This window comes from Flavobacteriales bacterium (genome assembly GCA_016715895.1).
Classification (GTDB): Bacteria; Bacteroidota; Bacteroidia; order Flavobacteriales_F; family PHOS-HE28; genus PHOS-HE28.
On record JADJXH010000004.1, the window covers coordinates 1,182,683 to 1,195,763 of the forward strand.

Annotated in this window: 16 protein-coding genes; 5 read left to right on the top strand and 11 right to left on the bottom strand. The window is 66.4% G+C overall.

Translation table 11 applies throughout. The features are described 5' to 3' along the window. Nucleotides 1-110: 110 nt before the first annotated feature. The 4 genes from rpmA to IPM49_13715 all read right to left on the bottom strand — a co-directional run bounded on the left by rpmA (nucleotide 111) and on the right by IPM49_13715 (nucleotide 2,965). On the bottom strand, nucleotides 111-380 hold the full coding sequence (gene rpmA, locus IPM49_13700; GenBank protein MBK9275576.1) for a 50S ribosomal protein L27: 270 nt from the start codon (nucleotides 378-380) through the stop codon (nucleotides 111-113). A gap of 38 nt (nucleotides 381-418) precedes the next feature. Next, nucleotides 419-946, bottom strand: a complete 528-nt coding sequence (gene rplU, locus IPM49_13705) for a 50S ribosomal protein L21 (GenBank protein ID MBK9275577.1) — start codon at nucleotides 944-946, stop codon at nucleotides 419-421. A gap of 170 nt (nucleotides 947-1,116) precedes the next feature. After that, on the bottom strand, nucleotides 1,117-1,536 hold the full coding sequence (locus IPM49_13710; protein MBK9275578.1) for a four helix bundle protein: 420 nt from the start codon (nucleotides 1,534-1,536) through the stop codon (nucleotides 1,117-1,119). 169 nt (nucleotides 1,537-1,705) lie between these two features. After that, nucleotides 1,706-2,965, bottom strand: coding sequence for a methionine adenosyltransferase (locus IPM49_13715; protein MBK9275579.1), 1,260 nt, complete (start codon nucleotides 2,963-2,965; stop codon nucleotides 1,706-1,708). 160 nt (nucleotides 2,966-3,125) lie between these two features. Between IPM49_13715 and IPM49_13720 the strand changes: the two genes are divergently transcribed. Then, a complete protein-coding gene (locus tag IPM49_13720) occupies nucleotides 3,126-3,710 on the top strand; it encodes a hypothetical protein (protein MBK9275580.1) in 585 nt (194 codons plus the stop codon). A gap of 13 nt (nucleotides 3,711-3,723) precedes the next feature. Here the strand turns inward: IPM49_13720 and gldA are convergent, their stop codons facing one another. Then, nucleotides 3,724-4,632, bottom strand: coding sequence for a gliding motility-associated ABC transporter ATP-binding subunit GldA (gene gldA / locus IPM49_13725; GenBank protein MBK9275581.1), 909 nt, complete (start codon nucleotides 4,630-4,632; stop codon nucleotides 3,724-3,726). Between the two features lie 120 nt (nucleotides 4,633-4,752). Here gldA and rsgA point away from each other — a divergent pair, with 120 nt between their 5' ends. From rsgA to IPM49_13740, 3 genes are read left to right on the top strand one after another with little or no spacing between them, the layout of a single operon-like run. Next, nucleotides 4,753-5,778: a ribosome small subunit-dependent GTPase A gene (gene rsgA, locus IPM49_13730; GenBank protein MBK9275582.1), complete on the top strand. Its 1,026-nt coding sequence runs from the start codon at nucleotides 4,753-4,755 to the stop codon at nucleotides 5,776-5,778. An 11-nt stretch (nucleotides 5,779-5,789) separates the two neighbouring features. Next, entirely contained in the window at nucleotides 5,790-6,599 is an 810-nt protein-coding gene (locus tag IPM49_13735; GenBank protein MBK9275583.1) for a 5'-nucleotidase, lipoprotein e(P4) family, read from the top strand. 2 nt (nucleotides 6,600-6,601) lie between these two features. Next, nucleotides 6,602-7,054 (top strand): D-tyrosyl-tRNA(Tyr) deacylase, encoded by a 453-nt coding sequence (locus IPM49_13740; GenBank protein MBK9275584.1) that lies wholly within the window; start codon nucleotides 6,602-6,604, stop codon nucleotides 7,052-7,054. Here IPM49_13740 and IPM49_13745 read toward each other — a convergent pair. After that, the gene (locus IPM49_13745; GenBank protein ID MBK9275585.1) at nucleotides 7,044-8,816 is read right to left on the bottom strand and encodes a hypothetical protein; all 1,773 of its coding nucleotides are present in this window, start codon (nucleotides 8,814-8,816) and stop codon (nucleotides 7,044-7,046) included. The genes IPM49_13740 and IPM49_13745 overlap by 11 nt on opposite strands. Beyond that, nucleotides 8,813-9,184, bottom strand: coding sequence for a hypothetical protein (locus IPM49_13750; protein MBK9275586.1), 372 nt, complete (start codon nucleotides 9,182-9,184; stop codon nucleotides 8,813-8,815). Before IPM49_13750 ends, IPM49_13745 begins: the two co-directional genes overlap by 4 nt. 37 nt (nucleotides 9,185-9,221) lie before the next feature. On the opposite strand from IPM49_13750, the gene IPM49_13755 reads away from it, so the two are divergent. Next, entirely contained in the window at nucleotides 9,222-9,551 is a 330-nt protein-coding gene (locus tag IPM49_13755; GenBank protein ID MBK9275587.1) for a nucleotide pyrophosphohydrolase, read from the top strand. A 13-nt stretch (nucleotides 9,552-9,564) separates the two neighbouring features. Here the strand turns inward: IPM49_13755 and IPM49_13760 are convergent, their stop codons facing one another. Genes IPM49_13760 through IPM49_13775 form a run of 4 tightly spaced genes read right to left on the bottom strand, consistent with a single transcriptional unit; the run spans nucleotide 9,565 to nucleotide 13,047 of the window. Further along, on the bottom strand, nucleotides 9,565-9,939 hold the full coding sequence (locus IPM49_13760) for a hypothetical protein (GenBank protein MBK9275588.1): 375 nt from the start codon (nucleotides 9,937-9,939) through the stop codon (nucleotides 9,565-9,567). Between the two features lie 3 nt (nucleotides 9,940-9,942). Further along, on the bottom strand, nucleotides 9,943-10,092 hold the full coding sequence (locus IPM49_13765; GenBank protein ID MBK9275589.1) for a hypothetical protein: 150 nt from the start codon (nucleotides 10,090-10,092) through the stop codon (nucleotides 9,943-9,945). Nucleotides 10,093-10,096: 4 nt separating this feature from the next. Then, nucleotides 10,097-11,179: an SGNH/GDSL hydrolase family protein gene (locus IPM49_13770; protein MBK9275590.1), complete on the bottom strand. Its 1,083-nt coding sequence runs from the start codon at nucleotides 11,177-11,179 to the stop codon at nucleotides 10,097-10,099. Nucleotides 11,180-11,181: 2 nt separating this feature from the next. Then, nucleotides 11,182-13,047: a carbamoyltransferase gene (locus IPM49_13775; protein ID MBK9275591.1), complete on the bottom strand. Its 1,866-nt coding sequence runs from the start codon at nucleotides 13,045-13,047 to the stop codon at nucleotides 11,182-11,184. Nucleotides 13,048-13,081 lie beyond the last annotated feature (34 nt).

Consider the following 13,081-nt stretch of genomic DNA (forward strand, 5'->3'; position numbering starts at 1 on the left):
CAGAAGGACAAAGGTAGCGGGTGGGGCTGCGGCGCTGGCCGGACCGCCGGCCCCGGAACGCGAACGACCTCCGGGGTCGCCGGAGGTCGTTCGCAATGGATGGTCGGGGATCAGGCCTTGGCCTTCTCGGCGGGGATCACGCTGACGAAGCTGCGCTCGCCGCGCTTGGTGCGGAACTCCACCACGCCGTCCACGAGGGCGTACAGGGTGTGGTCGACGCCGATGCCGACGTTCTTGCCGGGGTGGTGCTTGGTGCCGCGCTGGCGGACGAGGATGTTGCCGGCCGTGGCCTGCTGGCCGCCGTAGATCTTCACGCCGAGGCGTTTGCTGTGGCTTTCGCGACCGTTGCTTGTGCTGCCTTCACCTTTCTTGTGTGCCATGGCTGGTTAGGGATTGAGCGATGGTGCCTGGGTGGCGCTTAGTTCTTGCTGTCCTTCTTGGGGGTGGCTTTCTTGGCCGCCGCCTTCTTGGCCGGGGCGGCCTTCTTGGCGGGCGCGGCCTTCTTGGCCGGGGCGGCCTTCTTGGCGGGCGCCTTGGCGGCCTTGGGGGCGGCCTCCTTCTTCGCCTTGGGCTCGGCGGCCTTCACGGCCTTCGGGGCGGGTGCCGTGCTCTTGCTGGCGTCGAACTTCTCGCCCTTGCCGAGGATGGCCTCGATCCACAGCTCGGTGATGGCCTGGCGGTGGCCGTTCATCTTCTGGTAGCCCTTGCGGCGCTTCTTCTTGAACACCAGCACGGTGTCGCCCTTGCTGTGCGCCAGCACCTTGGCGGCCACGCGGGCGCCGTCCACGGTGGGGGTGCCCACGCTCACGGTGGAGCCGTTGCTCACCAGCAGCACCTGGTCCAGTTCCACGTGCTTGCCGGCCTCGGCCTCGAGGCGGTGCACCTTCAGCTTCTGGCCGCCCTGCACCTTGTATTGCTGGCCGAGGATGTTGACGATGGCGTACATGTTCTCCGAAATGGGCTGCGAAAGTAGTACGAAATCCAGGATCGATGGGAGCCGGAGTTCGGATGCTTGTTCAATAACTTGAAAATGAGCTGGTTATGTGATGGAGCTGACTGGTCGCTCTCTAGAGGCGAGTGGTGAGTGGCGATCGGGGTAGAGGATGTGAAGTCGTGTCAGCGAAGGAAGTACGGAGTGGTCAGGTTGAACCAAAATCCGAGGAGTGACATAGCACCCGGCAATGTCCTCCAACCGGTTGTCTTCGACTTGATGTAGGTGCGCAGCAGCCGTGCCGTTTCGTCCTGGAGGCTCATCATCCTGTCGATCTGATCATTGGGGAAATACCTCCGTCTCCGGGCGAGGTGGAGCATGGAGCATACCTCGTTGCACGAGCCCTTGGCGATCCACAGATAGCGGAGCTGATGTGCGTTTGTAGGCATCTCATAGCCCTCCGCGATGTTGTTGCAGATGGAAAGGGCAGCCCTGAACAGTTGGTCCTTGAAGCCCCAGTTCCGGTTCTCAGCCAAGGCAATGTCGACCGCTTCGTTCAGGTCCATGGCTTTCTGCCAGGCCTTGGATTCTTCGAAGCTCTTCATGGGAAGGGGAGGTGAGTGACGAGTGGTGAGTGACGAGTGGGCTGGTCGCGAGGGGCGAGTCGTGAAGATCGTGGATCACACGGTGAATACGAAGGCCATCAAATGCGATCGCGAGTGACAGTGGCAGACCCGCCACTCGCCACTCGCGACTCGCTACTTGGGTACCTGCTTACAGCTTGAACGCCTTGCGCACCGCCTCGACGGCGTTGAGCTCCTCCCAGGGGAAGAGCTTCACCTTGATCGTGGCCTTCTGCCCGGCGTTGTTGAAGCTCTTGGTCACCTCCCGGCACTCGCGGCCCATGTGCCCGTAGGCGGCGGTCTCGCTGTAGATGGGGGTGCGCAGCTTGAAGCGCTGCTCGATGAAGTAGGGGCGCATGTCGAACTCCTTCATCCCGCCGATCACCCTGGCGATCTGCCCGTCGCTCATCTTCACCTTGCCGGTGCCATAGGTGTTCACGTAGAAGCCCACGGGCTTCGCCACGCCGATGGCGTAGGCCACCTGCACCAGGCACTCGTCGCACACGCCGGCCGCCACCAGGTGCTTGGCCACGTGGCGCGCGGCATAGGCCGCGCTGCGGTCCACCTTGCTGGGGTCCTTGCCGCTGAAGGCGCCGCCACCGTGGGCGCCCTTGCCGCCGTAGGTGTCCACGATGATCTTGCGGCCCGTGAGGCCGGTGTCGCCATGCGGACCGCCAATCACGAACTTGCCGGTGGGGTTGATGTGGTAGGCGATGTCCTTGCCGAAGAGGGCCTGCACCCGCTTGGGCAGCTTCTTCATCACGCGCGGGATGAGGATCTCGATCACGTCCTTCTTGATGCGGGCCAGCATCTTCGCCTCCTTGTCGAAGTCGTCGTGCTGGGTGCTCACCACGATGGCGTCGATGCGCTTGGGGGTGTGGTCGTCGTTGTACTCGATGGTCACCTGGCTCTTGGCATCGGGGCGCAGGTAGGGCATCTTCGAGTTCTTCTCGCGGCGGATGGCGGCGAGCTCGCGCAGCAGCAGGTGGCTCAGCTCCAGCGGCAGCGGCATGTAGGTGTCGGTGTCGCGGCAGGCGTAGCCGAACATCATGCCCTGGTCGCCGGCTCCCTGCTCCTCGGGCTTCCTGCGTTCCACGCCCTGGTTGATGTCCGGGCTCTGCTCGTGGATGGCGCTGAGCACGCCGCAGCTGTGCGCCTCGAACATGTACTCGCTCTTCGTATAGCCGATGCGGTCGATCACTTCGCGGGCGATCTGCTGCACGTCGAGGTAGGCGTTGCTTTTCACCTCGCCGGCCAGCACCACCTGGCCGGTGGTCACCAGCGTTTCGCAGGCCACCTTGCTGTTGGGGTCGAAGGCGAGGAAGTGGTCGATGAGGGCATCGCTGATCTGGTCGGCGACCTTGTCGGGGTGGCCTTCGCTGACGGACTCGGAGGTGAAGAGGTAGGGCATGGGGCTTGGGTAAGCGGCGGCAAAGAACGGGGTTTCACCGGGATCCGTCGTGCCTCCAGGCGGTCGCGGCTTCAAGGAACGGTTGTTGGTAAGCCCCTGCTGCCGACCGGAACACGGGCCTCCGCCCGACTTCTACTTTTGACCCACCGAACCGATAGCCATGTCAAGGATCCTGCTCACCGCCATCCTGCTGGTGGCCCTCCATCACGGTCCCGTCCACGCGCAAGCCTTCCAGGCGGGCGACAACGCCATCGGTGTGGGGGTCGGGGTGGGAGGGTACTATAATTTCCATCCGTACACCGGGGTTCGGCCTTCCATTGGGTTGTTCTACGACCGAGGTACGGGTGTTCCGGTCGGACCGGGCGTTCTCGGGATCGGCGGTTATTTCAGCTACACCAATCGCCGATCCACGCCGTACTGGACCGGTTACAGGAGCGAATTGGACATCATCTACCACTACTGGAGCCTTGGGCTGCGCGGCACCTATCACTGGAACAGTTGGCATAAGGTGGAGAATTGGGATGTCTACGCCGGGGTCGGTATCGGTGTGACGGCGGAATCATGGTCGGATCGTACCGACTATGGTACCTACATTGGCGATCGGTACAGTTATTCGCCACGCGGGCGATTGCGCTCCTCGCTGTTCGTGGGTACGCGCTACTACTTCACGGACTTCCTGGGCGTGTTCGCCGAGGTGGGCTACGACACGGCCTTCCTCACGGGTGGTCTGCAGCTGAAGTTCTGAGGGTGCCGTCGGCTCACCCCTTGGTGAGCTCCTTGAAGACCTCTTCCAATCCGCGCGTGCTCTTCTGCAGGGTGAGCACCTTGCGGCCATGGTCCACGGCGAACTGGAACACGGCGGGCCGCACGTCCTGATCGCGGGCGTGTCCGATGGCCCAGCGCACGGGGCCTTCCTGGCGGGCCTGCACCACGCCGGGGATGGCCAGCAGCAACCGCATCTCCACGCCGCCATCGAACTCCACCTCCAGCACCTCCAGGTCCCTCTGGGAACTGCGCAGGCGGTCGGCCCGGTCATCGGCCACGATCCGCCCGCGGTCGATGATGATGACCCGTTCGCAGATGGCCTCCACCTCCTGCATGATGTGGGTGCTGAGCAGCACGGTCTTTTCGCGGCCCACGGTGCGGATGAGGCCTCGCACCTCCTCCAGCTGGTTGGGGTCGAGGCCGCTGGTGGGCTCATCGAGGATGAGCACCTGCGGATCGTGGATCAGGGCCTGGGCCAGGCCCACACGCTGGCGGTAGCCCTTGCTGAGGGCGCCGATCCGCTTGTGTTGTTCGCGCTCAAGGCCCACCAGACCGATCATCTCGCGCACACGGGCCTCCTTCCCCTTCAGCCCGTGGATGCCGGCCACGAACTCCAGGTACTCCCGCACATACAGGTCGACATAGAGCGGGTTGTGTTCCGGCAGGTAGCCCACGTTGCGCCGCACCTGCATGCTGGCCGAGCGGATGTCGTGCCCGCACACGCTGGCCTCCCCGCTGGTGGGGGGCAGGTAGCAGGTGAGCACCTTCATCATCGTGCTCTTGCCGGCACCGTTCGGTCCCAGGAAGCCCACCACGCCCGCCTTCGCCAGCTCGAAGCTCACGTCGTCCAGCGCCTTCTGGGGACCGTAGACCTTGGTGATGCCGCGCACGGAGATGGACATGCGGCGAAGGTAGCACCTGCCCATCCCGCGCTGACCTGAGCCATGTGCCCATGTGCTCATGTGCACATGGTCGCATGGGCACATGCGCACACGGGCAACCGAACCCGCCATCTTTGTCCCATGCCCACCGGCCTTGTGATGCGCTCCACCGGCAGCCGCTACCTGGTGCGTGGCGACGACGGCTCGAAGCACGAGTGCGTGGCCAAGGGCAACCTGCGGATCAAGGGGTGGAAGAGCACCAACCCGGTGGCCGTGGGCGATCGGGTGGAGTACAGCCCCCAGGAGGACGCCGATCATCCCGGCGCCATCACCGACCTGCACGACCGACGGAACTACCTGGTGCGCCGCAGTGTGAACCTGAGCCACCACAAGCATGTGATCGCCGCCAACCTGGACCAGGCGCTGCTGATGGTGACCGTGGCGCGACCGCGCACCTCCTTCGGCTTCATCGATCGCTTCCTGGTGACCGCCGAGGCCTATGAAGTGCCGGTGGTGCTGGTGGTGAACAAGGTGGACGACCTGGCCGACGCGGAAATGGAGGACCTGGCCGAACTGGTGGACATCTATCAGCAGGTGGGGTACACGGTGTTGATGACCTCGGCCCGCACGGGGGGCGGTGTGGATGCCGTGCGCGAGCTCCTCGCCGGCAAGGTGACGCTGGTGGCCGGCCACAGCGGGGTGGGGAAGAGCACCCTCATCAACGCCATCGACCCTGCGCTCGACCTCCACACTGCCGTCATCAGTGAGGCCAGCGAGAAGGGCCAGCACACCACCACCTACGCCGAGATGTTCGAATTGGGAGTGGCGAGTGATGAGTTTCGAGTGGCGAGTGCTGCCGGTCCGGAAGCACTCGCCACTCGCCACTCGCCACTCACCTCCTCGATCCCTCCCACGTTCATCATCGACACGCCCGGCATCAAGGGCTTCGGGCTGGTGGACCTGGAGGCCGAGGACATCGGGGACCAGTTCCCCGAGATCTTCCGGCTGAAGAGCGGATGCCGCTTCAACAACTGCATGCACAAGGACGAACCGGGCTGTGCCGTGCGCGCCGCGGTGGAGGCCGGCGAGGTGGCCGAAAGCCGCTACCGCAGCTACCGCGACATGTTGGAGGGCATCGACGAGGAGAGCCCCTACCGACTGGATTGAACCGACCACCGATGCGCGCACCGACCATCCTGTTCCTGGGGCCCGTGCTGGGCCTGTGGGCCTGCACCGCCTCCCGTCCCCTTGCCGGGGATCCCGAGACCGCGACCGCCCGGGAGCTCGTCACGCAGAACGTGAACGCCACCCTCTACCAGAACGCCTCCGCCGAGGTGGCCTGGCTGTATGAACAGGGCTATGCCTTCGCGCGGCTGAAGCTCGACGCCAACCTGAGCGTGCCCGACAGCCTGCCTCCGGCGGTGATCGTGGATGTGGACGAGACCGTGCTGGACAACAGCCCTTATGAACTGGAGAACATCCTTGCGGGGCGCAGCTACAGCCCCAGCACGTGGAAGGCGTGGACCGCGCGGGCCGAGGCGAAGGCCTGCCCGGGTGCGTTGAACTTCCTCACCCATGCGGCCTCGCGCGGCTGTGCCGTGTACTACATCACCAACCGCGATGCCGACGAAAAGGGGGCCACCATCGCGAACCTCGCCCGGCTGGGCTTCCCCATGGCGGACAGCTTGCATGTGCGCACGATGGAAGGCACCAGCGACAAGACCGTGCGGCGGGATGAGGTGCGCCGGGCCCATCGCGTGGTGCTGCTGGTGGGCGACCAGCTCACGGACTTCGAGCAGGTGCTGAAGGACCGCAGCACTGAGATGGGTCTGCCATCCATGTACATGATGTCCGCGCGATTGGCGAAGGACTTCATCCTGCTGCCCAACGCCACTTACGGCTACTGGCGCGATGGCATCACCGGCAAGGGCACGGCGGTGGAGAAGCGCGACCGGGTGCGGACCTTCATCGAGGAACGGACACGCTGAGCATGCGCGCGGTGGTGCAACGGGTGAGCGGTGCGTCGGTGCACATCGGCGGGGCGGAGCATGCGCGCATCGGCCGCGGGCTGCTGGTGCTGCTCGGCGTCGAGGTGGGGGATACGCCGGCCGACGCGGAGTGGTTGTGCGGCAAGATCGCGCGCCTGCGGATCTTCCCCGATGCGGACGGGGTGATGAACCTCGACCTGGTCCAGGTGGGTGGCGAGCTGTTGCTCGTGAGCCAGTTCACCCTGCACGCGAACACGGCGAAGGGCAATCGCCCGAGCTACATCCGCGCGGCGCGGCCTGAAGAGGCCGTTCCGTTGTACCTGCGGGCCAGGCAGCTGCTCACGGAGGCGACGGGACGACCGGTGCGCACCGGTGAGTTCGGCGCCGACATGCAGGTGGAACTGGTGAACGATGGTCCGGTGACCATCCTCATCGACAGCCGGCTCAGGGAGTAAGGGAGCGGTCCACCAGCACGCGGGCGGAGCGGCGGCCGTCGCCTTCGCCCACCACCAGCAGATGCAGGCCTTGGGCATGCCGGTCGAGCACCACCTCGGAGCGCCCCGGTCCGGCCGGGCGGCGCTCGAAGGCCACGGCACGCCCCAGCGCATCGAACACCTGGATCGGCGATCCCTTGCAGGCCACGCTGAAGCGGCCGGTGGATGGGTTGGGCATCACATCCAGCAACGGGGTGGACCATTCGGCGCTCACCGTGGGTCCGGTGGCGATGGTGCCGTCGTGATGGACGATCCGCAGCCGGTAGAAATTGGTGCCCGGTGCGGGCTCCGGGTGTGTCCACGCGTAGCGGGTCTCCTGCGCCGCGGAGCCGGTGGCCTCGACCTCGATCACGGTGGTCCACGCATCGGGCCCTGTGCCATGGTCGATCAGGAAGGAGTGTACCCCTTCCTCGCTGGAGGTCTGCCAGGACAGTGCGATGCCGGCGTCCACCGGATCGGCGGTGAAGCCGGTGAGGGTGATGGGCAGCACGATGGGATCGCAGCTCACCGTGGCCGTGCCGCCGAACTCCAGGGGCACCAGGGTGGTGACGCTGCTCCAGTTGCTGAAGCAGATGATGTACTGCTGCCCGGCGAGCACGTTGAGCGGCGGCTCGAAGTTGCCGGGATCACCGCCAGGCGGCGTGGTGGCTGCGAGACCGGTGCCGCCGAAGGACACGTTGTTCCAGTTGCAGCGGATGGGCGCGAGGGTGTTGGCGGTGATGGCTGCGCAGGCCCCGGGTGTGTACGGGTACATGATCCAGTCATAGAACCCCGCCTGGCTGCCGAGCCCGCCGAAGGTGAACTCCAGCGAGCCCCCGCCGCTCACGTTGATCACCATCCAGGTGCTGTTGAGTTCGTTGTTGCGCAGGCAGCCCCAGTTGTCGCTGCCCCAGGTGCTGTAGGCCAGGTCGCCGAGCAACAGGTCGGGATTGCCCAGCGAGCCGAGCGGCGGGATCTCGTTGAGGCTGCCGATGCCATTGGGGTCGATCTGGAAGGCGTAGTTCGTGCAGATGTTCACGGCCTGGGGGCAGTCGCTGGCCGTCACCGGTCCGCTGTTGACGGTGCAGTTGGTGGTCGGGCTCAGGTCGATCACCTGCTGGCCGATGCTGCCGGTGGCCAGGGTGCCTGTGCCCACCGTGGTGCCACCGCTGTTGGTCAGGGTCCAGGTGGCACCGTTCCATCCATCGCCGAAGGAGTCGAACATCTGCATCACGAAGCAGCCGGTGTCCAGGCAGAGCACCTGTGAACTGGGGGCGAAACCCGTGCCCACGATCTGCACACCGCTCACCAGGTTCCAACTGACCTCGGCGGGGAAGCCACCACCGGTGACCGTCAGGGTGTAGTTGCTGCAGTTCGCTCCGCCGCAACCGCCCCCCAGGTTCACCTGCGCCGTGCCGAAGCTCCCGTTGGCAAGCGTTCCGGAGCTGACGATGGTATTGGCCGGCTGCACGCGCACCACGAAGCTGGCGCCGTTCCAACCGTCTCCGAACAGGTCGTACATATACATCGTGTAGCAGCCGTTGGGCAGGCACACGCTCACGGTCTGCGGGGCAAAGCCGCTCGCCACGGTCACGCCCAGGTCGTTCACCAGTTCCCAGTCGATCTCGAAGTCCCACGTGCCGCCGCCCACGGTGATGGTGTAGGTCGTGCATTGCGCGGACAGCCGCTCAGCTCCGGCTCCCAGCAGGAGCGCGGCCACCAGCAGGGTCCGGAGGGCCTTCATCGGTCGGCAGGGGCTTGTCCGCAGGTGCGGGGGTCGAGGTGGCGGAAGGGCGTGCCATCGATCGGGCCACGCCGATAGCAGCGCAGGCTCATGCCCAATGGCGCGATCACCTGTTCGAGCTGCGCCTGGGTGACGGGGCTTGCGGGGTCCAGGTGGAGGAGCAGGTTGCGCGTGTTGTGGTCCACACGACCCATGTCAACCCCGGGCAACTGGCGGATCAGCACGGCGGCCTGATGGGCGTGTTGCGGGCTGCGCACACCATCCACCACGGCCTGCACCTGATGGCGCCCCTCCTGTGCGGCCACCGGCACGGTGGAGCACAGAACGAGCGCGATCCACACACCTTTGTGAAAAAGTCGGCTGAACATGGCGGTGGAAGATACGGGTTCGGGATCAAAGGGCGGTATGACGATCCGCAGCCTCCAGGCCGAGGTGGACCGATGGATCGGGGCGGTGGGGGTGCGTTACTTCGATCCGCTCACCAACATGGCCATGCTGGCCGAGGAGGTGGGCGAGGTGGCGCGGATCATGGCCCGCCGCTATGGCGAACAGAGCGAGAAGGAGAGCGATCGGGCGAAGGACCTCGGAACGGAGCTGGCCGACGTCCTTTTCGTGGTGCTGTGCCTGGCCAACCAGACCGGCACGGACCTGGACGCGGCGTGGGAACGCCGCATGGCGGAGAAGACCGCGCGCGATGCCGACCGGCACCGGACCAACCCCAAGCTGAAGGGCTGACCGCCCGGGGAACTTACCAGGGTGTCTCCAGGTCCTTGGCCACGTAGGTGTGGTCACGCACGCTCCACACACTGCCGGTGGGCTTGCGCAGGGCCAGGCCATCGGAGCGGCCCATCCGGCGCAACAGCGCGATGGGGGTCAGCAACGCGAAGAACACGGCGCTGAGCAGCACGCGGCCGTTGAACCAGCCCAGGGCGTGAGCGAGCTTCATCCAGCCCTGATGCACCAACCGGGCCACCGGCGGCAGCAGCAGGCCGATGAGGCCGGCGCACACCGCCACCGTCAGCATCCAGGGTTTGTGGAAGATGAGATACAGCACCAGGAAGCCCGTGGTGATGGCCAGCATGCTGGCGTCGGTGCGTTCCTCGGGGCGGGCCGGGGCGCTCATGGCTTAGAACAGGGTGTAGATGAAGGGCGCCACCGCCGATCCGCCGCCGATCACGAGCAGCACGCCCAGCAGGAGCAGCACGATGATCACGGGGGCGAGCCACCACTTTTTGCGGCTCCACAGGAAGCCCCAGAGGTCCTTCAGAAAGTCCATGCGGTCAGTGCGTCAGGTGTTGCGGAAAGCGGGCCGAAAGGTAGCCGGTGAGCCGATCCGCGCACAGGGCGGCGACGGCGGCCGATCCGGCCTGGGTGAAGTGGAACGCATCATAGAAGTGCGCCGGTCCGCCGGGCAGCTCCCGGGCCAGGTCGATCAGCAGCAGGTCCTGTTCGGTGGCCACGGTGCGCGTCACGCTGTTGATGAGGTCGAGGCGTTCGAGCAGGGTGCGGCCATCGGTCCCGGTGAGCAGGGGCAGGTCCTGCAGCCTCCGCGCGAGCGCCGTGTCCATGACGTTGGCGGCGATGCAGGGTTGCGTGAGCAGCACGGGCAGGGCGCCCTGCGTGCGGCACAGCGCGATCAGCTCCTCCAGCCGGGAACTGTAGTTCGGGAGCAGGGCCCTTTCCCGGGATACCTGCAGGCGAGCACTGTCCGGTGCGGTGGGTGCGGGGTCGGCGGAGAGCTCCAGCGCCTGGTGTCCGATACCGGCCTCACGCACACTGCGTGCCTGCCGCCAGGCGCGCCAGGTGCGCACGATGGCGCTGCGTTCGGACCAGGGCACGGTCGTCCGGCGCCATTGTGCGCGGTCGTGCCGGCCCAGGTCGCTTCGTCCCAGTTCGTTGGCGCCCACCAGCAGCAGCACCACGTGCGGGCGCAGCGGAAGCACCAGGTCCTTCAACAGGATGGCGTGGCCGAAGGTGCTGTGGCCGTCCAGCCCGGCGTTGTTCACCCAGACGTCCTGCACTTCCGGGGAAAGGTGCGCACCGAGCAGCGCGGGCCAGTCCTGGCCGTCGCTCAGGTACATGCACTCGGTGGTGCTTCCGCCCACGGCCACGATGCGCAGCAGCCCGGTGGTGTCGTGCGGCAGGTCGGGACCGCGAAGCCCAAGGTGGTTGCGGTGCAGGTGGATCACGGGATCCGTACCGGGTAGCGTGGAGCCGCGGATCACATCGTCCACATCGGTGGGCAGCACGATGCGCTCGCCCTGCACGCGGATGCCCAGCGGGGGCCACAGCCGGAGCAACACCTCGGCGGCGCCCACGGTGAACACCAGCAGCAGCAGGGCGAGCCCGATGCGCCGCGCCATGATCAATCGAGCACGAACTCCTCCTTCCAGTTGTCCGTGCGCTGCCAGGCGGGCTGCTCGGGCTTCAGGAAGAGGTGGTCGCCCACCACCAGGGCGTCCATCTCGGTGCGCATGAAGCAGCGGTAGGCGTCCTCCGGCGTGCACACGATCGGTTCGCCGCGCACATTGAAGCTGGTGTTGACCAGCACGCCCACGCCGGTGCGGGCCTTGAAGGCGCTGATGAGGGCGTGGAAGCGCGGGTTGGTTTCGCGGTGCACGGTCTGCACGCGCGCGCTGAAGTCCACGTGGGTGATGGCCGGCAGGCTGGAGCGTTCGTGGTAGAGCTTCTCGCGGATGCCGAACTGGGGATAGTCCGCCGGCAGCGGCTTCCGCAGGTCGTGCTGCACGGGCCGCACGAGCAGCATGTATGGCGAGCGGGTGTGGATGTCGAAGTAGCGGGGGGCGTCCTCGGCGAGCACGGCGGGGGCGAAGGGGCGGAAGCTCTCGCGGTACTTGATCTTGAGGTTGAGCTTCTTCTGCATCTCGGTGTCGCGCGGATCGCCCAGGATGCTGCGGGCGCCAAGGGCGCGCGGACCGAACTCCATGCGGCCGTTCACCCAGCCCACCACCTTGCCCTCGGCCAGCAGGGCGGCGGTGCGTTCCACCAGTTGCTGTGGGTCGTCGAAGCGGTGGAAGGGGGCGCCGTAGCGGCGCGCGGTGCGCTCCACGTCCTGCGTGGTGATGGCCGGGCCGAGGTAGCCCCCGCGCATGGCATCGGGCTGCTCGGCAGTGTCCCGCGCGGCGCCGTGGTGGATGTGGTGCGCGGCATACGCGGCGCCCAGGGCCCCGCCGGCATCCCCTGCGGCGGGCTGGATGAAGAGGTCCTTGAACAGGCCGCTCTCCAGCAGCTTGCCGTTGGCCACGCAGTTCAGGGCCACGCCACCGGCCAGGCAGAGGTGGTCGCTGCCGGTGAGCCGTTTCGCTTCGCGGGCCATGCGCAGCACCGCCTCCTCGGTCACCTGCTGGATGGCCAGGGCCAGGTCGCAATGGTGCTGGGCCAGCTCGTCCTTCTCGGGCTCGCGGCGGGGGAAGCCGAACAGCTTGGCCCACGCTGCATCATCGGCCATGCGCAGGCCGGTGGCGTAGTCGAAATAGCGCTGGTCGAGCCAGATCGATCCGTCGTCGTGCAGGCGGACCAGCTCCTTGAGGATCACCTCACGGTAGCGGTCCACCTCGGCCGATCCGGCACGGCCGTAAGGTGCCAGGCCCATCAGCTTGTACTCGCCGCTGTTCACGCGGAAGCCGCAGAAGTAGGTGAACGCCGAGTACAGCAGGCCCAGGCTGTGCGGGAAGCGCAGCTCGCGCAGGATGGTCATGTCCTTGCCCTTGCCGTGGCAGATGCTCGCGGTGGCCCATTCGCCCACGCCGTCGATGGTGAGCACGGCGGCATCGGTGTAGGGCGAGGCGTAGTAGGCGCTTGCGGCGTGGCTCAGATGGTGTTCGGGGAAGAGCAGCTTGCGCATCACGGCCCCGGGGTCACCGAAGGCCTTCAGTTCGTCGCGGATGAGCTTCTTCAGGAAGAGCTTCTCCTTCATCCACACGGGCATGCTCATCAGGAAGGAGCGGATGCCCTTGGGGGCGAAGCCGTAGTAGGTCTCCAGCAGGCGCTCGAACTTCAGCAGGGGCTTGTCATAGAAGGCGATGGCGTCCAGGTCCTCCAGGCGAACGCCGGCCTCGTCCAGACAGTAGCGCACGGCGTGGGTGGGGAAGCCGGGGTCGTGCTTCTTGCGGGTGAAGCGTTCCTCCTGGGCGGCGGCGATGATGCGGCCGTCCTGCAGCAGGGCGGCGGCGCTGTCGTGGTAGAAGGCGGAGATGCCGAGGATCCTCATGATGGGGGCGCCAAGGTAGCGGGGCCGGGGGAAG